Source organism: Saccharopolyspora sp. NPDC049426 (genome assembly GCF_040676935.1).
Lineage (GTDB): Bacteria > Actinomycetota > Actinomycetes > Mycobacteriales > Pseudonocardiaceae > Saccharopolyspora.
The window spans coordinates 82,413-106,063 of record NZ_JBFAPZ010000018.1; the positions used below are offsets into that span (position 1 = coordinate 82,413).

The following is a 23,651-nucleotide window of genomic DNA, read 5'->3' on the forward strand; positions in this document are numbered from 1 at the left end:
GTTTCCGAGACCACTCGGACCTAATCAGCTTTCCCGGCGGATAGGGAGCACAGTTGGACGAAAGGGTCATGGCCTGCGATAACACGGGGACGTCAGATCAGTCCTGGTAAACTCCTTTACTGCGCTGGTTAGACTTCACATCGACCTGGGAAAATGGGCTTGAGCATGCCGGTGAGTTCCCACTTGACTGGCAGTTTCGGCGCCACCATGAACATCTTCGCCGCGTGAGCGGTGGTCACACCGTCCTCGACGATCCAACGAGCTAGCCGCAGCGGCCCCTAGGTGGGTTTATGACGTGGACAGAGCCGGTGCTAGCAACCTCTCGCCCAGTGCCTGGTTTCCGGGTCGCTAGCTGCGACGGATGTAGCGGTGGTTCGGTTTAAGCTGATTCGCAGGCCCTGCGGGCCACTTGGAGTGAGTACCTCTGAGCCGAGGTCGTCCACGATGGTCGGGGGTGGAGCAGTTGCGGCGCAACCGAGTTCGGGAGGTGTCAACTCCGTATGCCTGCCGGTTGGATCCGCGTGACCTCGCTGCTGCGGAGAAGATTGCCGATTCCGCTCCTGCGTTGACCAGTGAGGCGGCTGCTGTGCTGGTTGCTCTCCTTGGCAGTCCCAAGCGGTCGGCAGCTTGTCGGGCACATCGCCGTCGGTCCGGTGGGTCTGCCCAGGGTTTGGTTGATACCTGATGTGTGAGGCTTCGGCCTCGCTTGGAAGGATGTCTGTCGTGCCCAAGCCTTATCCGCAGGAGTTTCGTGATGACCTGGTCGCTGTGGCGCGTCGTGGCGAGGCTCCGTTGAAGCAGGTCGCCAGCGATTTCGGGATCTCGACCGGTTGCCTGGGCCAACTGGATGCGTGCTGCCGAGGTCGCCGAGGTGACGGGGTGCCCTTCACGGCCGACTCGGGAAGGGGAAGTTCCCGCAAGTTGTTTACCGCGGGGCTATTTTCTTGCGGTCCTACGATCGTTTGTCCGTCTGCGCCACATCAACACGAAAAGCACCTCAAGTGCTGCCTTGCGACGTGCGGGTTTCTTGGTGAATATGGCTACCGTTGCCGCTAGTGCGATCAATGTTAAATAGATCGCTCCCGCAATTCCCGATATTCCCGGCATGGCGGTGATGGAAACGGGGGTCATTGCGAATCCTCGTTGTGCCTCAGGTTGCCTGCTCTCCCTGTTGAGGCACCTCCGCTCATCTGTTCTTTCTTCCAGAGTGTGAGCAGGCTGTCGGGGAATTCTTCCGGATTCGAGTCAACGTTTTTGTGGCAGGCTGGACACAAAAGAAGAATGTTGTCGTCTGTGTCCGAAAACGCATTCGGGATTGTTGGGTCGTGGCGAGGGCCAGAGGGTGATGCTGAATAGATGTGAGCGTAGCGGAAATTGATGATCGTGGTGCTTGCGTCAATGTACCTGTAAGTGGGCTCCGTGCACTCAGGATTTGCGCACTTGCTTGCTGTTGGAAACGGACGTTTTGCTGTTCGTCGCGGAACTGATTGAGCTGCCTGAAGGGCTTGCCGGTACGAACAGCCGTATTGTGCCTGATACGCCCTCGCTGCGCGCTTCCGCGCTTGGTTTACCTTCCGCTTCGGGGAGGAGTCACCCATGATCGCCTCCACGGGAGCCCACGCCACCCGCACGAGGTCGGGTAACCGGCGCTGCCGTCAGCGACGACTTGTCCTCATCGTCACCAGCTGCGTGGGAGCCAGGTGACTCGGAAGGGGCCCGCGTTCTGCCCGCTCTCGATTATAGCGAAGAGCGCGAACGGCTTCGATCAGCGGGTTGGTCGTTCTGAAAAGTTGCAGGTCAGAAGATGGATGACGGCTTCCCATGTATCTACGGGCCGTCGTCAACCGTGCCTGTGGCATTGTCGATGGTGGACTGGCCGGGTGTGGTTCGGATATGTCGGCGACTCTGCGTGCCCTAATTAACTCACGAGCCGAGACGGTTGGTTGAAATCGATGTCAACGGTGTCGCTCATCAGAGCCCATCGACCCCGCCGATTGGCTTGCAGTGTGACTGTGCAGAGCGCGGCCACAGTTGCTCGCTGCACATCGAGCGTTTGATCAAGAAAGCGCTGTCCAGCGTCGTCGGCGTCGAACAAGTATGTCAGCTGATCAGTACGTCCTAGCGATGCCAGTTCGGAGTTGACTTCCGCCATCCGGCTTTCCAAATGGTCAGTTGCTGTCCTGACTTGACCTGCGGTCAGCGCCCCAGTGGCATATTCCACGCCGAGCGAATCAAGGCGTTTCCGCAACCCGTGAGCCTCAGTGCGCAACTCGGCTGCCCGTGATTTCTGCCCAGTTTCCGCCAATAGTTCTGCGACGTCATCGCGCCGCAGCCGCTCGGCTACGGTGGTCAATACGAATGCATCTACCTTGTCGGCGTGTCGCGAGTTGTGGCCTGTTGCGCGGCACCGGTAGACCCGGCCGTCATCCCGGTAGTTCACTCGCATATCGGACTCGTTGCACACACCGCACCGGTAAAGCCCGCCGCCCATCCACCGCCGTGCCGTGCCGTGGTTCTGACGGCGCTTCGGATCGCTCAAGAAATGAACGGCCGCCTGCCATGTCTCTTCGGAAACGATCGGCTCCCAGGCCGTCTCGACATTGAGTCGTTCGCCCTTGTAGAAACGGATGCCCGCGTTGCGGGGATTGAGCAGCATGGCGCGGACCTCGGTGCGGGTGAACTTCCCCCCGCGGGTCGTGCGGAATCCTTGATTGTCGAGTTCGCGGGCCAGCGACACGAGCGTCTTCCCCGCGAACAGCCCGTCATACGTGGCGAGCACTGCCGCCCGCTCCCGCTCGATCTCGTCCTCGGGCACGGTGATGCGTTCGCGGCCGAGTGGGGTGTCGATCCAGTGTCGGCGCGGGTGGCCGAACGCACCCCGCGTCGGCGGTCTGCCGGCCGTCGCCGCCGCGGCCGCGTCGCGTGCGATCCGGCTGGACTGCTTCCCCGACTCGTACTCGGAGTCGACCGCGTCCTCAAGCAGTGAACGCCGGTCGCGAGGATTCCGGGGGTTGTAGGTGCGGCCGTGAGTGGTGACGTGGACGAACTTGCCGCGTTCCTCCAACAGGTCGCACAGCAGAACCCACTCTCCGACGCGGCGGGAGCCGCGCGAGGACTCCCAGATGATCAGAGCGTCGGCGCTGAAAGTGCCCGATTCAAGATCGGCGATGAGCTGGTCGTACCCCTCGCGCGCCTTCTTCGTGTACCGGGAAGCTGAGATGGACCGGTCTTCGTACGCTTCGCCGAGCGTCCATCCGTTGCGGTCAGCGGCGGCCACGTTGTCGGAGTGCTGTTCCTGGTTGGACTTGCCGCGGCCAGAGCGGTCCTGCGAAACGCGCAGGTACTCGCGTGCTGTCCGGATCTCGCTGACATCCATAGCTAAACATGGTACTTGGCGACAGTACGGATGCGTCTACTGCTTCGCGCGGCGGACTCACACATACCTGGACCTGGATTCGGGGCGTGATTTCGACAGCAAGATCGTGGTGAAGACGAACGCGGCGGCGTTGCTGCGCAAGGAGTTGGCGAGCCCGCGCTGGACCGGTGAGCCGATCGCGATGGGCACCAACACCGATCCGTACCAGCGCGCGGAGGGGCGCTACCGGCTGATGCCGGAGATCATCGCCGCGCTGCGGGATCGGGCGAACCCGTTCTCGATCCTGACCAAGGGAATGCTGATCCTGCGCGATCTGGACCTGATCGTCCAGGCAGCGCAGCGAGCCCCGGTGTCGGTGGCGACGTCGATCGGGTCGGTCGACGAGGCGTTGTGGCGGGAGGTGGAGCCGGGAACACCATCACCGCTGCGCCGGCTCGACGTGGTGCGCCGGTTCGCCGAGGCGGGAATCGGGTGTTCGGTGCTGATGGCGCCGATCCTGCCGGGGCTCAGCGACTCACCGGAGCAGATCGACGCCACGGTGGCCGCGATCGCCGAGGCGGGTGCGACGAGCCTGACGCCGATCGTGCTCCACCTGCGCTCGGGCGCGCGCGAGTGGTACCACCAGTGGCTGAGTGCTCGACGGCCAGATCTGCTGCCCCTTTACGAGAAGCTGTACCGCAACGGCGCTTATGCGCCGAAGTCGTATCAGCGGCAGGTCGTTGATCTGGTTGAGCAGGCCAAGCGTCGTCACGGGCTGACGCCTCCGCTGCGACCGGGGAGCTTCCGGACGCAGCAGCACGATCTACCGCAGTCCGACGTGGACCGGGGCCGGGAGCGCCAGCTCACGCTGTTGTAGTGGGAGGAGTCGGTCGCCACGCCTTCGTAGGCAGCCTGGCGAGCCGGTGGTGGTAGCGGCGTTTCAACTGGTGTCGCTGGTTATCCGGGCGGCCGCCTCTCTGGCCGGTACACCTAGAGACCTCTAAAGTTCGGGAGCGTCTGGTGGTCTGGGCAGTCCCTGTCAAGCGATCACCCCGTGCGGAAGATGGAGATCGCCGCCGGGGTGCGGACGCCACGGGCTCGCGTCGCGTCCGACACGAGGTCGGCGGTGAAACCGGCCATGTCCAGTGACCATTCCCGAACGCGGCAACTGAGGTGAACCTCCACGAAGTCCCCGCCCAATGGCCACCGCCCGTCAAATGTGTCGGGATCGGGCATACCCGAGGCCGGTGCATCCAGGACCTCGACAGCAATTGTGGACAACGACCGGGCTTCCACCTCGGCCACGAGGCCGGCCGGGTCGATCTCGTCCTTCGCGGGCGTGCGTACGGAGATGCCGACTTCTTCCTGATGCCCTTGCCCGACCAGCATGAACCACTGGTGCGAGGTGAGCAGTGGGCAACTCGCCGTTCTGCTCGGCGGTTCAACGAGCTGGACTTTCCCGGCGGGGATCCGCTGCTGGGGCATGATCGCCGCGTTCGGCACGTTCGCGATCGGGTTTCTCAGTCGTCCGCTCGGCGGCGCGTACCTCGGCGAGCTGTGGGACGTCAGTGCGGTGTCACCGTGCCCTGGCTGATGCAGGTGACCGCGCCACGGATGTCGTGCCAGCTCAGTCCCGTGTCCGCGAGCGGCATGATCAGTTCACCGGCCAGGCCGAAGCCGCTGATCGGGCCGCCCCAGTGCGGCACCCGCACCGAGATCCACCGGCCCCGCCGGAGGCGGACTCGTGTGACCGCAGACCAGGGCGCGGTGAACGTACCCGCATCCGAGGTGTAGGTCACCCCGCTGGGGGTGAAGATCAGCTGGAGCCCACGCATCGCGGCGTGCACTCGGTACACGCGCAGGTAGACGGCGAGAACGACAGCAAACAGCAGCGCGAGCAGGTAGTACACGTATCCGCTGATGTTTCCCAGTGCGGTCAAGGTGGTCGCTGCCAGCAACTCGACCACGACCGCCACGGCCTGGGCGATGATCGGGATCCGCATGCGTCGGAGCTCGCGCTGGTGAGCGTGCGGAGTACGGGCGATCACGAAGGTGGTCGCGGCAGGAGGTGGAACCGGATGCACCAGGACAGTGTTCCACCATCCACCAGGAAACAGCGGCAATCCGAGAGTTTGCGGGCAACTCCCGCGCGCAGCAGGGAGAGCTGGCGCAGCCCGACGCAGGGTGGGGTCGGGTGCGGTAGCTCTCCCTGCTGGGGTCGTGGTCAGGTGGTGAGTGCTGCGGGCAGGTCGGCTACTCCGGGGAGGACGAGCGTGGGGTTGTGCTGCTCCAGCTCGGTTCGGGTTTGGGCGCCGGTGAGGACCGCGACGACGTGGCCCGCGCGTGCTGCGTGGCCCGCTTGGACGTCGAGGACCGTGTCGCCCGCGGTGAGAACCTCTGCGGGGTCGGTGGTTCCGGTGAGTTCCATCGCCCGGTGGATCATGGCGGGGGACGGGCGTCCTGCCTCCACTTCGCACGCGCAGACCACGGCGTCGAGCTGATCGCCGACCTCCCAGTCCACTTCGGACATGATCAGCTCGGTGATCCGCCGGTCGAAACCGGTGGTCAGCGCGACCTTCACGCCTGATTCGCGCAGCGCAGCAAGGGTTTCCGGCACGTCCGGGAACGGTTGCGGTGGCGTGCGCGCGTAGGCCTCGCCCAGGCGGGCCACGAAGCGGTCGTGCAACCGTTTTACCGCGTCCGGATCGCCGGTGAGCGCGGACAGGGCCGCTCGCTTGTCCGCGCCCATCCAGTGCCGCAGGTCCGCGTCGGAGGGAGCCGCGCCGTGCTCGGCGACGACCTCGGCGAGGACGCGGTAGACGGCGCCTCCCTCGTCGATGGTGGTACCTGCGATGTCCAGTGCGACCAGGGCGATCACGACGTGCTCCCGAGAAGGCGGCGGATGAGGGCGGAGAGCTGGTCCACCGCGACGATCAGCACCAGCACCACCAGGATGTGGGTGAGCATCTCGTCGAACTGGAACAACTGGATCGACTGGTTGATCAGGAACCCGATGCCGCCGGCACCGACCAGACCCAGCACCAGCGAAGACCGGACGTTGACGTCGAACCGGTACAGCAGCAGACCGACCATCTGCGGCGTCACCACCGGCAGCAGCGCGTGCGCGGCGACCTGGACGCGGCCGGCACCGGCCGAGCGCAGCGCCTGCGCAGGACCGGGATCGGCGTCCTCCAGCGTCTCCGCCCACAACTTGCCCATGACGCCGACGTTGTGGAACACCAGCGCCAGCACGCCCGGGAACGGGCCGAGCCCGACGGCGGTGACGAAGATCAGTGCGAACACCACGTCGGGCACCGCGCGCAGGAACGACAGCAGGCTCCGCGCGGGCTGGTAGACCCAGCCGGGCGCGGTGCCGCGGGTCGCCAGCAGCGCCAGCAGCAGCGATCCCGGGATGGACAGCGTCGTGCCCAGCAGGCCGATCCACAGCGTGACGACCGCGGCCGACGCGCTCTCGGCGAGCACGTCCGAGCCGAGCTCCGGCGGCACGGCCTCGGACAGGAACTCGCCCATGCCGGTGGCACCCTCGACCAGCGCGGACACCGAGATCTCGGTGGCGTTCCAGGCCACCACGTGGGCGGCCAGGAGCAGCGCCGCGACGGACCAGCCGATCATCCGGAGCCGGACGCGCGGCGGTTTCGGCGGAACGGCTCGGCGTGCGGGTTGCAGGGCGGTGGTCACGACGACGTCTCCAGCAGGGCGTGCGGGTACAGGGAATCGACGGGCTGGGTGGGGTCCCCGTCGAGGACGACCGCACCGTCGTGCAAACCGACGATGCGGTCGGCGTAGCGGCGGGCGAGATCGGGCTGGTGCAGCACCGCGAGCACCGCCAGCCGCTCGGTGTGGGCGAGCTCGGCCAGCAGCTCCAGGACCTGCTCCGCAGCGGCCGGGTCGAGCGCCGACACCGGCTCGTCGGCCAGCACCACCGGTGCCCGCTGGCACAGCGCGCGGGCAATGGCCACGCGCTGCTGCTGGCCGCCGGACAGTCCGGAAGCGCGGTCGTGCGCCCGATCGGCGAGCCCGACGCGTTCCAGGCAGGCCATCGCCTCCTCCCGCACCGAGCGGGGGAACAGCGCGGGGGTGAGCGAGCGGTGCAGCGGGAGCCTGCCCAGCGCACCGGTGCACACGTTCTCCAGCGCGCTGCGCCTGCCGACCAGGTGAATCCGCTGGAACACCAAGGCGATGTCCAGCGGCCCCCGGCGTCGGCCGTCGACTGTGACCGTGCCGTCGGCCGGGGTCAACCCGGCGGCAGCGCGCAGCATCGTGGACTTCCCGGACCCGTTGGCGCCGAGCACGGCCAGCAGCTCACCCGAGGAGACCGTCACATCGACGCCGTGCAGGACTTCGCGGGATCCGTAGTGGACGGTCAGACCCGTGGCGGTGAGCATCAGACGTCGCCTTCGGTGAGCTTGAGGGAGGCGGCCAGGTCGAACAGCGGCTGGTAGGTGGAGCGGTCGACGGGCACCAGCGGGCCGGGCGGCGAGACGTCCAGCAGCGCACCGATTTCGCCGACCGTGGACGGGTCCAGGTTCAGCAGCGCGTCGCGGACGGCCTGCTTGAACGCCGGGTCCATGTCGCCGCGAACGGTGATCGGGTCGTTCGGGATCGGCGCGGAGCTCCAGATCTGGCGGTGCGCTGCGGGGTCGAAGAGCCCGGCCGCGGTGGCGCTGGCCAGCTGCTGGGAGTTGATCTCGGCGGCGTCCACCGCGCCGTTGGTCAGCGCCAGCAGCGCCTCCGGGTGGCCACCGGCGTAGTCGATCTTCACCTCGTTCTCGGGGATGTGGTTGTCGGCCAGCGCCTTTCGCGGCAGCGCGTCGCCGGAGGTGGAACCGACCGAGCCCAGCGCCAGCGACCGGCCCCGCAGCTGCTGCACCGAGGTGATGTCGGAGCCCTTGGGAACCCAGATTCCCGCGGTGTAGGTCGACAGCGCGCGGTTGGCGTCGGCGAACGAGGCCACCGCCTCGGCCTCGGCGCGCTGGCTGGCGAAGACGTAACCGAGCGGTCCGAAGATCGCGATGTCGAGCTTGTTGTTCTGCATGGCCAGGACCTCGGCCGAGTACTCCTGGGTCACCTGGACTTCCACCGGGCAGTTGAGCGACTTCGACAGCGCGTCGCCCAGCTTCTGCGCGGCCGGGGTGAGCCGGGCGGGGTCTTCGAAGGGTTCGACGCCGAAGCGGATCTTGCCGTCCGGGCAGGTCGGCGACTCGCCGGCGGTGTCACCGCCGGTGCCGCAGGCGGTCAGCGCCAAGACGGAGCTGGCGGCGATGGCGAGGGCGATCGGGCGTGTGAAGCGGCGCAAGGACATCAGGGGCTCCCGAGGGTTCAGGCGAGGGAATCGACAACGGATGGAGCGAGTCCGAAAGCGGTGGTCATACCGATTCCGGAGGTCACGGCGACAGCGGTGACGCCGGGGGAGACGCGGGTGCGGAGGAATTCGCCGTCGGCGGAGGCGTAGACGCCTTGCCAGCGGCGGACCACCGCGAGGTCGTCGCGACCGAGCAGCGCTCGGGTCTCGGCGAGCAGGAGCTCGTCGAGTTCTTCCGACGACCAGGGTTCGAGGGTGCGGGCGTAGCTGTGGGTGTCGCCGACGACGAGGTCGCCGTCCGGCAGCTGGGTGAGCATGTGGTTGACCGACGCCGCCAGCAGTTCCGGGCGCTGGTCGCTCCAGCGCTCGCGCAGCGCGCGGGCGCCTGCGGTCCCGGCCAGGGCCGGGTAGCGCAGCATCGAGGTTCCGGTCAGCAGCGCCGGGCCGAGCTTCAGACCAGGGGCCCGGAGTTGCAGCATCTGCAGCACGCAGCGGCGAACTCCGGCCGCCTCGGCCGCGTCCGGGATGATCCGGTCGAGGTCGTGGCCCGCGCAGACCACCACGTGATCGCCGTGCAGCGGGCCCTGCCCGGTGCGCACCAGACCGCCTTCGACGCTCAGCACGGGAGTGCCCCACAGCACTCGCGCCCCCGGCTGCTCGGCGAGCCACGCGGCGATCGCGGCTGCGGCGCGCCGCTGGTCGACGCGGAGGTCGCGGGGGAGCAGTGCCCCGCCGTGCAGTCCCTCGGCGGAAACCGATGCGGCGGAGGCGGTTTCGTCCGCGGTGAGCAGCCGGACCTGGTCCGGTCCTCGCAGTTCGGCGAGCTCCTCCAGCGCGGCGGTCTCCTCGGTCGACCGGGCGGCGACGACCGTGCCGCATTCGGCGACGTCGAAGCCCGCTCGCTCGCCCAGTCGCAGCCAGGTTCCCCTGGCGTGCTCGGCGAAGCGCAGCGCCTCGCCGGTCTGGGCGGTGATGCAGGCGTGCCCGAAGTTGCGGACGGAGGCGCCGACGGCGTGGTCGTCGCGTTCGACGACCGTGACCGACATCCCCCGCTCCACCGCCGCGACGGCGTGCGCCAGGCCGACGATCCCGGCGCCCACGACGATCAGGTCGGTTGAACTGCTCGAAACGCTCACATCGCTCACGGTGCCAGCGCGCGGGAAGCAAGGTCAATGACTTGTATGTACAAGTAATCTACCGTTCAACCTGGCTTTTTCGGGCGTCCATGTGCCGTGGGTCCAAGCTTGTATAGTCCACTTCGTGACGACTCCACTGCACCGCGTGCTCGCGAGCGAACTGAGGCAGCGCATCCGGTCGGGCGAGATCGCCGTGGGCGAATCCCTGCCGTCGGAATCACAGCTGTGCCAGGAGTTCTCGGTCTCGCGCGGACCGATCCGGCAAGCGCTGGCCGCGCTGCGCGACGAGGGACTGATCGGTGGCGGCAAGGGCAAGCGGCCGGTCGTGCTCGACGCCGTGCCGAGTCAGCCCTTCGAGTCCTTCCTGTCGTTCACCCGCCGTGCGGAGATCACCGGGCACGTGCCCGGCCAGCAGCTCCAGGAGATCGCGTTGCGCAGGCCCGAACCGGCCGTCGCCGCAGCCCTGCAGCTCGAACCCGACGCCCTGGCGGTGCAGCTGCTGCGGCTGCGACTGCTCGACGGCCGCCCCGCCATGCTGGAGCGGATGACCTACCGCGAGCAGATCGGCCGGAGCCTGCTCGACGCCGACCTCGACGCGGGGTCGATCTACGCCTACCTCACCGAGCAGGGCGTGGACCTGCACGCCGCGCGCCACACCTTCGACGCCGTGGCCGCCGACCCGACCGACTCGCGGCTGCTCGAAGTCGGCGAAGGCGCGCCGCTGCTCAGGGAACGACGGGTGACCACCGATTCCGCGGGCACACCGCTGGAATGCTCCGAGGACCGCTACCGGCCCGACGTCGCCTCGGTAACCGTCACCAACACCCGCAGTCGACGGGCCGACGTGACCCGGTCCGGGCCCGCGTGGACGGGCGCGGCACCTCCGGGACCCGGACTGCGGCCGTATCCGGAGACCTGATTACCGGGGTGTTCCGGGTGCGGTCTCCGGGTGTTGGTGCCCGTTCTCGGGTCAGGGGGTGATGGCCTGGCGGGGGGCTTCGCCTCGGCGTGCGGCTGCGAAGGCGGCGTCCAGCTCGTGCAGGCGGTAGCGGCCCGCGACCAGGTCGGCGAACGGGCGGGTGCGGTGCTGCTCGGTGATGAAGTCGACGGCCGTGAGCAGGTCGCGCGGGTGGTAGTTGTGCACGCCGACGACCCGGTTCAGGCCGCGCACCAGCCGCTCCGGATCCAGCCGGACCGCCGGGCCCGGCGACACCGAACCGGCCAGCACCGCGACCCCGCCGACCGCGAGGGAGTCCAGGCAGGACTGGACCGCACCGGTCGCGCCGGACAGTTCGAGCGCGACGTCCACCTCGGCGACCGGGGTCCCGGCCGGTTCCGCCTCCGAGGCCCCGAAGGCGAGCGCCCGCTCGCGGCGCTGCGGATGCGGATCGACCGCCACCACGTGGGCACCGGCCGCCGACAGCATCGCCACCGCCGTCAGCCCGAGCATTCCGGCTCCGTTGACCAGCGCCCGGGTATCGTCGCCGAAGTGGCCCGCCGCGCCCACCACGGCGGCGACCGTCGCGGTCGCGCAGGACACCGGCGCGGCGACCTCTGCGGGCAGCGACTCGTCGACCGCGGCGATCGCGGTACCCGGCATCAGCAGGCAGTGCGTGGCGAAACCTCCGCGCAGCGGCCGCTCGTCGTCCCACGCCTCGTGGCCGTACTTGCGCAGGTGCACGCACTTCTGCGGCATTCCCGCCAGGCAGCGCGCGCAGCGCAGGCAGGAGGCGGCCACCGACCACACCACGCGGAGGCCGGGCGTCACCGGAGTCGAATTCAGGCAGCGCGGCGCGTCGCCGGGTCCCACCGCGATGACCCGGCCCACCTGCTCGTGCCCGAGCACCCCTGGCGAGGGGGCGGGCCGACCGCCGGTGACCGTGTGCAGATCACTGCCGCACACCGTCGCCAGCTCGATCTCGACCAGGACCTCGCCGGCCTCCAAGTCCTCCGGGAGGGGCGACTCGACGAGGGTGAACGGCTCGCCGACGCCTTCCCACCGGGCGGAGAGGGCGACGCCGAGAGCGCGGGCAGGAGCAGTCATGCGCGGCATCCTGCCAGTCGGGACGACCGCCTGTATAGACAAGTTGTTGGACGTTCACCGAACGGCCACGCCCCGGTCAAGAGCGGGAGGCCGAGCCTGCGCCGGCTCGGCCTCCTGGCAGTTCTCGGAAACGATGGCGCTTTCGTTCGAAGCGGTCGGAATCCGAATTCTTTTGTGATGCGACTGCGTCCGGACCATTGTTTCTCGAATGTGAAGACGCGCTGATCGGGGGTTTTCGGGGTTTCTTGAATTGTTCGAGTCTTCGTTACGGCGCGTGCAGAGGGGTGAGTGAACCGATCGCTGAACCGGGTTACTCCGCTTCCGGGAGCTCCGCCGCGTTCTGCCGCTCGGGCTGCCAGCGGACGCCGAAGACTCCCATGCCGAAGTCCAGGGCGACCGCGTGCGCGCGCCCGAAGCGATCCACCTGCAGCGGCTTGGGCTGCTCGGCCTCCTGCATCGCCGAATCGCCGACGTAGCTCTCGCAGCCCGCCGGCGGGTGCGCCGGATCGAACTGCAACTCCACGACGTACTGGCGCACGGGCAGCCGGAAGAGCCGGCAGAAGCTGTGCTCCGCCTCGTTCGGACCGGTCGGCGGGTCGATGATCTCGTACTCGAGCAGCAGCGTCTCGCCCCGCGCCAGCGCGTGGTCGAACAGCAGCTCGGCGACCACCAGATCGCGCGCGTGGTCGGTGAGCACCTGGCCCAACCGGCACGAGCGGATCGGGCGGATGATCGGCGGCGTGGCCACCGACGACGCGCCGTCGAACATGATCACCCAGCGGTCGGCGTTGTTGGTCTCCGCGCGAACCAGCTTGCGGGTGCGGATTTTGCGCAGGTCACCGTGCTGATCGACGTGCACCACGTCGTGGTGCGACAGCCGGGTCAGCTTGCTGTCGTGGTTGGTGTCGATCTTGGTGAGCAGCTCCGCGGCCGACTCGTGCTCCGACCACAGCGCGCTCAGCGGCGGTGCCTCGGCGGACGCCTGCCGGGTCCGTCCGCGCGGGCGCGGCGGACCGAGCAGCGCGGACAGGGAGCTCTCCGGGACGCCCAGGACCTGCTCCAGCTGGGCCAGCGCGAGCAGCGAATCGGGGCGCTCGGGGCGGCGGCGGCCGGACTGCCAGTAGCTCAGCGCCGTGATGCTGACCGGTGTGCCTCTGGCGCGCAGGCGGTGCTGGATGCGCTCCAGGCTCAGGCGGCTGGAACGGATCGCGGTGCGCAGAGCGGCTTCGAACGGACCTGTTCGGAGCAGTTCCGCCAGCTCGGCCGAGATCGCATTGGCCTGCTGCGTCGGTTGCGGCTTCGTGGCCTGGGAGGGTGGCTGGGTCGGGTGGGCCTGCGGGGCGCCCGGCTGCATGCCGCGAACGGCCTGGCGGGCGGTCGGGCGGGCCTCGGTTTTCGGGCCGGTCATCGTTACTCCTCGTGTCCGGCGAATTCCGAACTTACGCTAATCAGTGGGTCACTGTTGCGCAACGACCGAGTTCCGGTAGGCGTCTCCCACTTTAGGAGTAGCCCACCTCGGGCGATGCCTGTGTTTTGTTGTTCCTCTCTTCCACACGTATGCAACGGCCCACAATGGTTCACTCCACCGAGCATCGAGAATTGTCGATCACGCGGGCGAATGTGGTTTGAACCAGGCTGGCACGCTGGTGGGGCGAGGTCGAGGCTCTGATCGGGTCGGCTCAGATCGCGGGACCGGCCGCCGCCCTGCCCGCGATCGCCCAGGGCAGGTTGGCTAGCCTGGAACCTCGCGTCCCGCCTGCTCACGACGCGGGAAGCGGCCAACGCAGTCGAACGCTCGAAAAGCGGAAGAAGGAGCCTGAGTACCCGTGATGCGCACGCACGAGGCCGGATCGCTCCGCGCCGGTCATGCCGGGCAGACCGTCACCCTCGCGGGGTGGGTGGCGCGCCGTCGCGATCACGGCGGGGTCATCTTCATCGATCTGCGCGACGCCTCCGGCGTCTCCCAGGTCGTCTTCCGCGAAGGGGAGATGGCCGAGCGCGCCCACCGGCTGCGCGCCGAGTTCTGCATCAAGATCACCGGCGAGGTCGTCGTCCGCCCCGAGGGCAACGAGAACGCCGAGATCCCCACCGGCGCCATCGAGGTCACCGTCACCGACCTGGAGGTCCTCAGCGAAGCGGCTCCGCTGCCGTTCCCGCTGGACGACCACCTGGAGGTCGGCGAGGAGATCCGCCTCAAGCACCGCTACCTGGACCTGCGCCGCAGCGAGCCCGGCCGGATCATGCGGATGCGCAGCGACATCAACCGCATCGCGCGCGAGACGCTGCACGGCCGCGAGTTCGTCGAGATCGAGACGCCGACGATGACGCGCTCCACCCCGGAGGGCGCCCGCGACTTCCTGATCCCGGCCCGCCTGCAGCCCGGCAGCTGGTACGCGCTGCCGCAGTCGCCGCAGCTGTTCAAGCAGCTGCTGATGGTCGGCGGCATGGAGCGCTACTTCCAGATCGCCCGCTGCTACCGCGACGAGGACTTCCGCGCCGACCGGCAGCCGGAGTTCACCCAGCTCGACATCGAGATGAGCTTCGTCGAGCAGGACGACGTCATCGAGCTCGGCGAGGAGATCCTGGCCGGCCTGTGGAAGCTGGTCGACCACGAGATCCCGCGCCCGATCCCGCGGATGACCTACGCCGAGGCGATGGCCCGCTACGGCACCGACAAGCCCGACCTGCGCTTCGGTCTCGAGCTCACCGAGATGACCGAGTACTTCAAGGACACGCCGTTCCGCGTGTTCCAGGCGCCCTACGTGGGTGCCGTGGTCATGCCAGGCGGTGCCGACCAGCCGCGTCGTCAGCTCGACGCCTGGCAGGAGTGGGCCAAGCAGCGCGGGCACAAGGGCCTGGCCTACGTGCTCATCGGTGAGAACGGCGAGCTGTCGGGTCCGGTCGCCAAGAACCTCTCGGAGTCCGAGCGCGAGGGCCTGGCCAAGGCCGTCGGTGCGAACCCGGGCGACTGCGTGTTCTTCGGCGCGGGCGGTCGCGCCTCCGCTCGCGGGTTGCTCGGCGCGGCGCGCCTGGAGATCGGTGAGCGCTGCGGCCTCATCGACCACGACGCCTGGTCGTTCGTGTGGGTCGTCGACGCGCCGATGTTCGAGCCCGTCGAGGACATGGAGGCCGGCGACGTCGCCGTCGGCAGCGGCAAGTGGACCGCGGTGCACCACCCGTTCACCTCGCCCAACGCCGACTGGATCGACAACTTCGAGAAGGACCCGGAGAACGCGCTCGCCTGGGCCTACGACATCGTCTGCAACGGCAACGAGATCGGCGGCGGCTCCATCCGTATCCACCGGCCGGACCTGCAGGAGCGGGTGTTCGAGCTGCTGGGCATCACCGAGGACGAGGCGCAGGAGAAGTTCGGCTTCCTGTTGGAGGCGTTCAAGTACGGCGCCCCGCCGCACGGCGGCATCGCCTTCGGCTGGGACCGGATCTGCATGCTGCTGGCCGGTGCCGAGTCGCTGCGCGACGTCATCGCGTTCCCGAAGAGCGGCGGCGGGTTCGACCCGCTGACCGCCGCGCCGGCGCCGATCACCGACGCCCAGCGCAAGGAGGCCGGCATCGACGCGAAGCCGAAGCAGGCCAAGGCCGCCGAGAAGGACGTGACCGGGACGGTCGAGCCGCAGAGCTGATCTTGCGCCCATCGAGTGGTGGCCCGGTCGAGCGCGTCATTCGCGGCGTTCGGCCGGGCTCACTCATGTGCGGGTGGGAGCGATTCGGATCGGAGTTCGCCACCCGTGCAACGTTGCCGAGGATCGGTTCCGTCAACGTCTGAGGGAGTCGTGTGCGTGGGGAGTTCAGGGGTGAACACGCAGCGCATACGGCGGATGCCCGGTCAGGTGTCACTTGACCGGTCATGGCCCTAGAGGTTCAGTTTGTGGGGGTAGTGTCTGGAGACGATGAGCGTGGAGATCACCACCGGCCCCCCGGAGGTCCGGGTCCCGGCCAGCACCGAGGCGACCGACACGGTCGCCACCGCAGAAGCGGTGCTGAGCAAGAGGACCGGAGCTCCGGTGCGGCTTGCCGACGCGGAGGACCTGGGCGGGAGTGACCGCTCGGTCGTGCTGCGGGTGCGGATCGCCGAATCGCCGTTCGAACTGCCGCGCACGGTGGTCGTCAAGCACTACGGAGAGTGCCCTCCGGAGGCGCGCACCGACCCGTTCGCGCATGAGGCGGCGAGCTGCCAGCTGACGACGGCGCTGCCGCCGGAAGCGCGCGTCAGCCCCGAACTCATCGCGCACGACGTCAACGAGCGCTTGCTGGTGCTCGAAGACCTCGGCCGCGGTTCGACGCTGGCCGACGTGCTCTTCGCCGAGGACCCGCGCGCCGCCGAGCGGGCTCTGCTCGCGTGGGCCCGAGCGCTGGGACGCCTGCACAGCAGCACCGCCGGCTGCGCTGCCGACTTCGACGCGCTGATGCGCAGGCTGGGCGCCAAGTCCTGGACCGACCCGGTCGCCGACGACATCGTCGCCTCGGTCGGCGAGCTGCCCGAACTGCTCAGCCAGATCCTCGGCGTGCGCACGCCGCCGGAGCTGGTCGAGCGGCTCACCGCCGCGTCCGAGCAGCTGGGTTCCAGCCGCTACCAGGCGTTCAGCCCGTCCGACATCTGCCCGGAGAACAGCCTCGTCACCGGCTCCAGCGGCGTTCGCTTCCTGGACTTCGAGTGGGGCTGCGTGCGCGACGTCGCGATGGACGCCGCCTACCTGCAGTACCCGTTCCCGTCCTCGTGGTGCTCCTACGCATTACCGGAGAACCTGGCGCAGAGCATGCTCGCGACCTGGCGCTCGGAGATCGCCGAGGTGTGGCCGGAGCTGGACTCCGATGAGGTGCTGCTGCCCAGGCTTTTCAACGCCCAGCTGCTGTGGGTGTGGGTGTCGACGTGGTGGTTCCTGCCGCGCACCGGCGAGAACGACCGGCCGATCGACCTGCACCAGCCCTCGCCGCGTCGCAGCACCGCGCTGGTGGACCGCTGGCGGCACCTGCGCTCCGACGCGCAGGACGCGCAGCTGTCCGACGTCGCGGAGTTCGCCGACACCGTCATCGACGCTCTGGTGGACCGCTTCGGAGCCGGCGCGCTGCACCTGCAGCCGTACCCGGCGTTCCGGACGGAGTGACGCCAGCCGACGTCTGGGCCATCGAGCGGGCGGCGGCGGCGACCTGGCCCGCCTCGACGGTGGTGCGTCGCGACGGCTGGCTGCTGCGGCACTGCGACCTGCTTCGCCGCCGCCGCTCGAACTCGGCTCTGCCCGTGGGTCCGCTCGACGATCCGGAAGCGGCGATCGACGCGGCCGAGCGCTTCTACGCCGAGCGTTCGAGTCCGGCGATCGTGCAGGTCAGCCCGCTCGACGAGCGCTCGGAGCTGGACGAGCTGCTGGCCGCTCGCGGATACCGCGTCGACGCGCCGACCACGGTCATGCGGACCGAGCGGGAGGCGCTGCTGCGGACGTGCCCGGTGTCGGACTTCGACGTCCTGCTGGACGCCGAGCCAGGCTCGCGATGGCTGGACGCGGTCGCGGCCGTCGGTGGTCGGCCTGAGCCGAGCCTGGACCGGGTGCCTGCGCCGGTCGCGTTCGCCACCGCCGTGCACCGGGGTGTTCCGGTGGGGGTCGGCATGTTTGCCGTCTCGGACGGCTGGTGCGGCGTCTACGGGATGCGCACGGCCCCGGAGTGGCGGCGACGCGGTGTGGCCGCCGCGCTGATGCGCTCCGGCGCCGGTCGGGCGTCGGCCGAGCGGGTGTTCCTCCAAGTGGAGACCGGCAACTCCGTCGCGCGGAGTCGTTACGAATCGCTCGGATTCACGCTCGCGCATGCATATCATTATCGCGTTCGGTAGGAATCGCGTTTCTGCGATGTTTCGCAAGTGAATAGGCGGCCACCGGGGCCGTCCCCCGATGCGGTTATACCGGTCACATTTCAAGTGCGCACCGTGACGCCTGATGTCGCGGAACGTAGTGGCTCGCAGGATGTCGACCCGACGACCGGGTGATTATGGGCTCCGGGGTTGCCGCATTAAGGAATTCTCATTTGTTGCGCGGTGGATTCGTCCGATCCGCTACTTGCGTACTCGGGCGTAGCTTCCGATATTGTGGGGTTCGAGCGCTTTCGCTCGTTCACCCCGCAACCGTCGGCGTCGCCGGAAGGGGATCGGCTGCTCGTTTTTTTCGGGAGGCATTCGGTGCGCGGCACGGCATGGCAGATCACGAGAGTGGGACTCTTCCTGCTCTTCTCTGTCGTGCTCGCCGCCCTGGGGCCCACCGACGCGGCGCTGGCCGGTCAGGTCAGCTGCGCCGCCACCAACGAGCACAAACCCGACCCGAAGGAGCACCGGGACGGCGAGAAGCTCCGCGAACGCCTGCCCAGCACGGCCACGCACCGGCGCACCCAGATGCGCCACGAGCACGACCGGGACCTGCTCCTCGGGTCATCCCGCTGGATGGCGGCAGATTTCGAAATCCTCATCCGCTCCGCCACGTTCCCCAGCATCGGGACTGATACCCACCACGCGCACGGCAGGCTCAGACATTCACCGGCGATGCTGCAGGTCATGCGGCACTGATCGGTTCGGACTCCGACTTTTTCCGAGCCGATTAGACCCGGAGATTCGAAAATGAGCTTCGAAAACTTCGTGCAACACGCACGTCGCTATCCGAACCTGCTTTCCGCGGACCAGCGCGAGCAGTTGGCCACGGGCCAGTCACCTTCCGCTTTGTTCATCGGATGTTCAGATTCCCGTGTGACGCCGTCACACATCACCGGGGCTGAGCCAGGAACCTTGTTCGAACTGCGAACCGCTGGAAACGTGGTTCCGAAATACTCACCGGACTCCGGTTCCAGTGAGATGGGCACGATCGAGTACGCGGTTCTTCAGCTGGGGATCCAGGACATCATCGTGTGCGGCCACTCGCACTGCGGTGCCGTCACCGCGCTGACCATCGCCGGCCGCGGGCTCGACGAGCTGCCCGCGCTGTGCACCTGGCTGGGCACCGGCGCCCAGGTCGCCACCGAACCGGAGGACGCCGCCGTCCGCACCGAGAGCAAACGGCACCTCCGGTCGCAGCTGGACGTGCTGCGCGAGTACCCGTTCATCCGCGACCGGATCGAATCCGGGCGGCTTCGCCTGCACGGCTGGTTCTTCGAGATCGACACCGGCCTTGTCTACGTCGCACCGCAGTCCGCGGAGGACGAGGACTTCCTCCCGCTGTAGAGAAAGCCCGCGCCTGCGACATCGATCCGGGTCCCCACCGCGCAGGGTGCCCGGATCGATGCCCGCTCCCGTTTTTCGCCCTGGAGGGCATTGTGACAACGCAAATTGAAGACACGTCGCAAACACGAACCGGGCGAATGCCCAGCGCGCCGACGTTCGGCGCGGATCTCGCCGCCTCCCTGGTGGTGTTCCTGGTGGCCGTCCCGCTGTGCGTGGGCGTGGCCGCCGCGTCCGGTGTTCCCGTCGAGCTGGGCATCGTCACCGGCATCGTCGGTGGCCTGGTCGTCGGCCTGCTGCCCGGCAGCTCGCTGCAGGTCTCCGGCCCGGCCGCGGGCCTGACCGTGCTGGTGGCCTCGGCAGTCAGCCAGCACGGGCTCGCGATGCTCGGCATCATCGTGCTCGGTGCCGGCGTCGTGCAGATCCTGCTCGGCATCAGCCGGCTGGGCACCTGGTTCCGAGCCATCTCGCCTTCGGTCGTGCAAGGCATGCTCGCCGGTATCGGCCTGGTGCTGATCCTCGGCCAGATCTACCCGGTCGGCGGTCTGGCTCAGCCCAACACGACCGCCGAGAAGTTCGGCGGACTGGGCGGACTGGCCACCGCGATGGTGACCACGCCCGAGGGCCTGGCCGGTCTCGGCCTCGCCATCGCGGCGCTGCTGGTCATGACCGGCTGGAAGAAGTTCGTGCCCGCGCCGCTGAACCTGGTGCCCGGCGCGCTGGTCGCCGTGATCCTCACCAGCGCGGCGGCCGCGCTGCTGGCCCTGCCGGTGAAGAAGATCGAGGTCGGCTCGCTGCTGGCGTCGTTGAACCCGCCCGCGCTGACCGACTTCGGCGCGATCAACCTCGCCGTGCTCGGCTCGATCCTCACGTTCGCGCTGATCGCCTCGGCGGAGAGCCTGTTCAGCGCCGCTGCCGTCGACCGGATGCACGACGGTCCGAAGACGCAGTACAACAAGGAACTCGTCGCGCAGGGCGCGGGCAACGCGGTCTGCGGCGTCTTCGGCGCGCTGCCGATGACCGCCGTGATCGTGCGCAGCTCCGCCAACGTGCAGGCCGGCGCGAAGACGAAGCTGTCCCGCGTGCTGCACGGCTTCTGGCTGCTGCTGTTCGTGGTGCTGCTGCCCGGCCTGCTGGCGTTCATCCCGACCGCCGTGCTGGCCGCGCTGCTGATCCAGGCCGGTTGGAAGCTGCTGGAGATCCAGGCGGTCGCCAAGCTGGTGCGCGAGCACCGGTCCGAGGCGTTCGTGCTGGTGCTGACCGCGGTGACGATCGTGGCCACCGACCTGCTCATCGGCACCCTGACGGGTCTGGCCGTCGCGGTGGTCAAGACCGCGGTCGAGGTCTCCCGGCTGTCGGTCAACGCCGAGCACAGCGAGGACCGCGTCCACGTCGAGCTCGGCGGCAACGCCACGTTCCTGCGCCTGCCCCGGCTGCTCGACCACCTGGAGAAGCTGCCCACGGGCAAGCACGTCCACCTCGACCTGAGCACGGTCCGCCACCTGGACCGCGCTTGCCACCAGGCGGTCGAGAACTGGGTCGCCGAGCACCGCCGCAACAACGGCAGCGTCGAGGTCGCCATGCCGGCCAAGGCCGGCTGACCAGACCCTCACCTGGGGTGACCCGATTTCCACTGAAGTCCGGGTTCCGATTTCCACTGAAATCGGGACCCGGACTTCCATTGAAATCGGGTCACCTGGTGCGGGGCCGAGGTCGGGATGGGACTCCGGCACCGTGGTCGGCCTCGGTGGGGGGCGGTGTGGTTCGTGGGGGAGTCGGGGGTGGCGGGTAGCGTTCGCGGCGTGAGCGAGGGGTTGTTCGACGAGGGGCTGTTCGGGGCTGAGACCGAGCAGAAGGCCGGGGAGAAGCTGGCCGAGAACGCGCCGTTGGCGGTGCGGATGCGGCCTCGGTCCCTGGAGGAGGTCGTCGGGCAGCAGCACCTCCTGGTCGCCGGTGCTCCTCTGCGGCGGCTGGTCGAGGGAGCGGCTCCGGCGTCGGTGCTGCTCTACGGGCCGCCCGGGACCGGGAAGACGACCCTGGCGAACCTCGTGTCGAAGGCGACCGGGCGCCGGTTCGCGGCGCTGTCGGCGCTGTCGTCGGGGGTGAAGGAGGTCCGGGCCGTTATCGAGGAGGCTCGCCGCCGCCTCGGACGTTCCGGCGAGGCCACCGTGCTGTTCATCGACGAGGTGCACCGCTTCTCCAAGACCCAGCAGGACGCGCTGCTGGGCGCGGTCGAGGACCGGACCGTGCTGCTGGTGGCCGCGACGACCGAGAACCCCTACTTCTCGGTGGTGGCGCCGCTGCTGTCGCGGTCGCTGGTGCTGCAGCTGCGCAGCCTGGACGACGAGGACATCCGTGCGCTGCTGCGCCGCGCGGTCAGCGAGGAACGAGGGCTGGGCGGCTCGGTCGGGCTGGCCGAGGACGCCGAGGAACACCTGGTCGCGCTGGCCGAAGGAGATGCCCGCCGCGCGCTGACGGCGCTGGAGGCCGCGGCCGAATCAGCGGTGTCCAACGGAGCCGACGAGATCGACCTGGCCACCGTCGAATCCACGGTGGACCGAGCGGCCGTGCTCTACGACCGGGGCGGCGACCAGCACTACGACATCACCAGCGCCTTCATCAAGTCCATCCGAGGTTCCGACGTCGACGCCGCGCTGCACTACCTGGCGCGGATGGTCGAGGCGGGGGAGGACCCGAGGTTCATCGCGCGCCGCCTGGTCGTGCACGCCAGCGAGGACATCGGCATGGCCGATCCGACCGCGCTGCAGACCGCCGTCGCCGCGGCTCAGGCGGTGCAGTTCATCGGCATGCCCGAGGGACGGCTGGCGCTGGCCCAGGCCACCATCCACCTGGCCACCGCGCCGAAGTCCAACGCCGTGATCACCGCGATCGACGCGGCGATGGGTGATGTGCGCGCGGGCAAGGGCGGTCCGGTGCCACCGCACCTGCGCGACGGGCACTACGCGGGTGCGCAGAAGCTCGGCAACGCCAAGGGCTACCGCTACCCGCACGACAAGCCCGAAGGCGTGCTCGCCCAGCAGTACCCGCCGGAGTCGCTGGTGGGGCGCGACTACTACGACCCGACCCCGCGCGGCGCCGAACGCGCGCTGCACGACAGGGTCCCGAAGCTGCGCAACATCATCCGCGACGAGGATTGAGACCTGCTAAGGGATTCGTTGCTTGGCGGTGCCGGTGGCAGAAACCCCCGAAGGGTAAAGCGCAGCGGCTTCGTGGTCTCCGCGCGACGTTCCTTGAGTATGTGAATTACGCGGCGTCCCGGCGTACTCGCCACGAAGCCGCTCAGAACCTGCGGCGGTGCGGGCTGAGTCCCTCACCTGAAGCAGCGGCTCCGCCGCGTTCTTAAGCAGCACCTGGTCCGAACCGACCGGGCGAGGCGGACTTGATCATGGGGCGGCTCGACCAGAACCGCTCGTTGTCCGAGCCGGTACTGTGCCGAACCATGCCGAACCGGGCAGAACGAGCGTGGAGGTCGATGTGAGCAAGGTCGTGGTCACCAGGACGGTTCCGGAGTCCGCCGTGGCGGTGCTGCGCGAAGTCGCCGAGGTCCAGGTCTGCGACCAGGACCGGCCGCTGACCCCCGACGAGCTCCGCGCGACCGTCGGAGGCGCCGACGGCGTCGTCGCGATGCTGCACGACCGCATCGACACCGAGTTCCTCGACGCCGCGGGCCCGAAGCTGAAGGTCGTGGCGAACGTGGCCGTCGGCTACGACAACGTCGACGTCCCCGCGGTCACCGGACGCGGCGTCACCGTCACCAACACGCCCGGCGTGCTCACCGACGCCACCGCCGACCTCGCCTTCGGGCTGCTGCTGTCGGTCACCCGCCGCCTCGGCGAGGCCGAGCGGTTGCTGCGCTCCCGCACGCCCTGGAACTTCCACCTCGGCTTCATGCTCGGCACCGGCCTGCAGGGCAAGACGCTGGGCATCGTCGGCCTCGGCGGCATCGGCCAGGCCGTGGCCCGCCGCGCACGCGCCTTCGGCATGCACATCGCCTACACCGGCCGCCGCCGCGCGCCGCAGGAGATCGAGGCCGAGCTCGACGCCCGGTACCTGTCGCACGACGAGCTGCTGCGCACCGCCGACGTCCTCTCCCTGCACTGCCCGCTCACCGAGAGCACCCGCCACCTCATCGACGACGCGGCGCTGGACGCGATGAAGTCCACCGCGATCGTCGTCAACACCAGCCGAGGCCCGATCGTGGACGAGAAGGCCCTGGCCGCGGCCCTCAAGGAAGGGCGCATCGGCGGGGCGGCGCTGGACGTCTTCGAGAACGAGCCCGACGTCGACCCCGGCCTGCTGGAGCTGGACAACGTCGCGATCGCCCCGCACCTGGGCTCGGCGACCACCGAGACGCGCACCGCGATGGCCGAGCTCGCCGCGCGCAACGTCGCCGCCGTCCTGACCGGTCAGCAGGCGCTCACACCCGTCACCGCGTGATCAACCGGTCATCGCATCGAGACCTCCGGCGCGCGCCCGCCACGTCCTGCGCGGAGAGGCGCGGACCTGCGGTGGGGCCCGGCGGCCCGGGTGCTTGTAGCTGGCGGATACACCGGTAACCTGGC

20 protein-coding genes are annotated in these 23,651 nt (G+C 68.8%); 10 read left to right on the forward strand and 10 right to left on the reverse strand.

From position 1 onward, the window contains the following. Positions 1 to 1,918 precede the first annotated feature (1,918 nt). Positions 1,919 to 3,376, reverse strand: coding sequence for a recombinase family protein (locus tag AB0J78_RS29990; protein ID WP_363794808.1), 1,458 nt, complete (start codon positions 3,374 to 3,376; stop codon positions 1,919 to 1,921). Between AB0J78_RS29990 and AB0J78_RS29995 the strand changes: the two genes are divergently transcribed. After that, positions 3,306 to 4,232, forward strand: coding sequence for a radical SAM protein (locus AB0J78_RS29995; protein ID WP_363794810.1), 927 nt, complete (start codon positions 3,306 to 3,308; stop codon positions 4,230 to 4,232). The genes AB0J78_RS29990 and AB0J78_RS29995 overlap by 71 nt on opposite strands. 170 nt (positions 4,233 to 4,402) lie before the next feature. Here the strand turns inward: AB0J78_RS29995 and AB0J78_RS30000 are convergent, their stop codons facing one another. The 7 genes from AB0J78_RS30000 to AB0J78_RS30030 all read right to left on the reverse strand — a co-directional run bounded on the left by AB0J78_RS30000 (position 4,403) and on the right by AB0J78_RS30030 (position 9,814). Then, on the reverse strand, positions 4,403 to 4,858 hold the full coding sequence (locus AB0J78_RS30000; protein ID WP_363794812.1) for a hypothetical protein: 456 nt from the start codon (positions 4,856 to 4,858) through the stop codon (positions 4,403 to 4,405). 62 nt (positions 4,859 to 4,920) lie between these two features. Continuing rightward, the gene (locus tag AB0J78_RS30005; protein ID WP_363794814.1) at positions 4,921 to 5,358 is read right to left on the reverse strand and encodes a hypothetical protein; all 438 of its coding nucleotides are present in this window, start codon (positions 5,356 to 5,358) and stop codon (positions 4,921 to 4,923) included. A gap of 221 nt (positions 5,359 to 5,579) precedes the next feature. After that, the gene (locus AB0J78_RS30010; protein WP_363794816.1) at positions 5,580 to 6,233 is read right to left on the reverse strand and encodes a phosphonatase-like hydrolase; all 654 of its coding nucleotides are present in this window, start codon (positions 6,231 to 6,233) and stop codon (positions 5,580 to 5,582) included. After that, a complete protein-coding gene (gene phnE, locus AB0J78_RS30015) occupies positions 6,230 to 7,054 on the reverse strand; it encodes a phosphonate ABC transporter, permease protein PhnE (protein WP_363794818.1) in 825 nt (274 codons plus the stop codon). Before phnE ends, AB0J78_RS30010 begins: the two co-directional genes overlap by 4 nt. Then, positions 7,051 to 7,761, reverse strand: coding sequence for an ATP-binding cassette domain-containing protein (locus AB0J78_RS30020; protein ID WP_363794820.1), 711 nt, complete (start codon positions 7,759 to 7,761; stop codon positions 7,051 to 7,053). The genes phnE and AB0J78_RS30020 overlap by 4 nt, the downstream gene beginning before the upstream one ends. Next, the gene (locus AB0J78_RS30025; protein ID WP_363794822.1) at positions 7,761 to 8,678 is read right to left on the reverse strand and encodes a phosphate/phosphite/phosphonate ABC transporter substrate-binding protein; all 918 of its coding nucleotides are present in this window, start codon (positions 8,676 to 8,678) and stop codon (positions 7,761 to 7,763) included. The genes AB0J78_RS30020 and AB0J78_RS30025 overlap by 1 nt, the downstream gene beginning before the upstream one ends. Positions 8,679 to 8,695: 17 nt before the next feature. Then, positions 8,696 to 9,814 carry a TIGR03364 family FAD-dependent oxidoreductase gene (locus AB0J78_RS30030; RefSeq protein WP_363794824.1) on the reverse strand — a complete coding sequence of 373 codons (1,119 nt, stop codon included), beginning with the start codon at positions 9,812 to 9,814 and terminating at the stop codon, positions 8,696 to 8,698. 124 nt (positions 9,815 to 9,938) lie between these two features. Here AB0J78_RS30030 and AB0J78_RS30035 point away from each other — a divergent pair, with 124 nt between their 5' ends. Beyond that, the gene (locus AB0J78_RS30035; RefSeq protein WP_363794826.1) at positions 9,939 to 10,733 is read left to right on the forward strand and encodes a GntR family transcriptional regulator; all 795 of its coding nucleotides are present in this window, start codon (positions 9,939 to 9,941) and stop codon (positions 10,731 to 10,733) included. 51 nt (positions 10,734 to 10,784) lie between these two features. Here AB0J78_RS30035 and AB0J78_RS30040 read toward each other — a convergent pair whose 3' ends face one another. Then, positions 10,785 to 11,858 carry a zinc-binding dehydrogenase gene (locus AB0J78_RS30040; RefSeq protein ID WP_363794828.1) on the reverse strand — a complete coding sequence of 358 codons (1,074 nt, stop codon included), beginning with the start codon at positions 11,856 to 11,858 and terminating at the stop codon, positions 10,785 to 10,787. 310 nt (positions 11,859 to 12,168) lie between these two features. Continuing rightward, entirely contained in the window at positions 12,169 to 13,266 is a 1,098-nt protein-coding gene (locus AB0J78_RS30045; RefSeq protein WP_363794830.1) for a hypothetical protein, read from the reverse strand. 418 nt (positions 13,267 to 13,684) lie between these two features. On the opposite strand from AB0J78_RS30045, the gene aspS reads away from it, so the two are divergent. From aspS to AB0J78_RS30085, 8 genes are all read left to right on the forward strand, one after another. Then, entirely contained in the window at positions 13,685 to 15,499 is a 1,815-nt protein-coding gene (gene aspS, locus AB0J78_RS30050; RefSeq protein WP_363794832.1) for an aspartate--tRNA ligase, read from the forward strand. Positions 15,500 to 15,766: 267 nt separating this feature from the next. Next, positions 15,767 to 16,981 (forward strand): hypothetical protein, encoded by a 1,215-nt coding sequence (locus AB0J78_RS30055; RefSeq protein ID WP_363794834.1) that lies wholly within the window; start codon positions 15,767 to 15,769, stop codon positions 16,979 to 16,981. After that, positions 16,978 to 17,700: a GNAT family N-acetyltransferase gene (locus tag AB0J78_RS30060; RefSeq protein WP_363794836.1), complete on the forward strand. Its 723-nt coding sequence runs from the start codon at positions 16,978 to 16,980 to the stop codon at positions 17,698 to 17,700. The genes AB0J78_RS30055 and AB0J78_RS30060 overlap by 4 nt, the downstream gene beginning before the upstream one ends. 342 nt (positions 17,701 to 18,042) lie before the next feature. Then, positions 18,043 to 18,423 carry a hypothetical protein gene (locus AB0J78_RS30065; RefSeq protein ID WP_363794838.1) on the forward strand — a complete coding sequence of 127 codons (381 nt, stop codon included), beginning with the start codon at positions 18,043 to 18,045 and terminating at the stop codon, positions 18,421 to 18,423. Positions 18,424 to 18,474: 51 nt separating this feature from the next. Then, positions 18,475 to 19,071 (forward strand): carbonic anhydrase, encoded by a 597-nt coding sequence (locus AB0J78_RS30070; protein ID WP_363794840.1) that lies wholly within the window; start codon positions 18,475 to 18,477, stop codon positions 19,069 to 19,071. 137 nt (positions 19,072 to 19,208) lie between these two features. Beyond that, positions 19,209 to 20,669: a SulP family inorganic anion transporter gene (locus tag AB0J78_RS30075; protein ID WP_363794842.1), complete on the forward strand. Its 1,461-nt coding sequence runs from the start codon at positions 19,209 to 19,211 to the stop codon at positions 20,667 to 20,669. 201 nt (positions 20,670 to 20,870) lie between these two features. Then, a complete protein-coding gene (locus AB0J78_RS30080) occupies positions 20,871 to 22,226 on the forward strand; it encodes a replication-associated recombination protein A (RefSeq protein ID WP_363794844.1) in 1,356 nt (451 codons plus the stop codon). A 337-nt stretch (positions 22,227 to 22,563) separates the two neighbouring features. After that, entirely contained in the window at positions 22,564 to 23,526 is a 963-nt protein-coding gene (locus AB0J78_RS30085) for a D-glycerate dehydrogenase (protein ID WP_363794846.1), read from the forward strand. Positions 23,527 to 23,651 lie beyond the last annotated feature (125 nt).

Coding starts and splice junctions, on each gene's coding strand:
- AB0J78_RS29990 (WP_363794808.1), bottom strand. CDS start 3,376: ATGGATGTCAGCGAGATCCGGACAGCACGCGAGTACCTGCGCGTTTCG.
- AB0J78_RS30005 (WP_363794814.1), bottom strand. CDS start 5,358: ATGCGGATCCCGATCATCGCCCAGGCCGTGGCGGTCGTGGTCGAGTTG.
- AB0J78_RS30020 (WP_363794820.1), bottom strand. CDS start 7,761: ATGCTCACCGCCACGGGTCTGACCGTCCACTACGGATCCCGCGAAGTC.
- AB0J78_RS30025 (WP_363794822.1), bottom strand. CDS start 8,678: ATGTCCTTGCGCCGCTTCACACGCCCGATCGCCCTCGCCATCGCCGCC.
- AB0J78_RS30040 (WP_363794828.1), bottom strand. CDS start 11,858: ATGACTGCTCCTGCCCGCGCTCTCGGCGTCGCCCTCTCCGCCCGGTGG.
- AB0J78_RS30045 (WP_363794830.1), bottom strand. CDS start 13,266: ATGACCGGCCCGAAAACCGAGGCCCGCCCGACCGCCCGCCAGGCCGTT.
- AB0J78_RS30055 (WP_363794834.1), top strand. CDS start 15,767: ATGAGCGTGGAGATCACCACCGGCCCCCCGGAGGTCCGGGTCCCGGCC.
- AB0J78_RS30070 (WP_363794840.1), top strand. CDS start 18,475: ATGAGCTTCGAAAACTTCGTGCAACACGCACGTCGCTATCCGAACCTG.
- AB0J78_RS30075 (WP_363794842.1), top strand. CDS start 19,209: ATGCCCAGCGCGCCGACGTTCGGCGCGGATCTCGCCGCCTCCCTGGTG.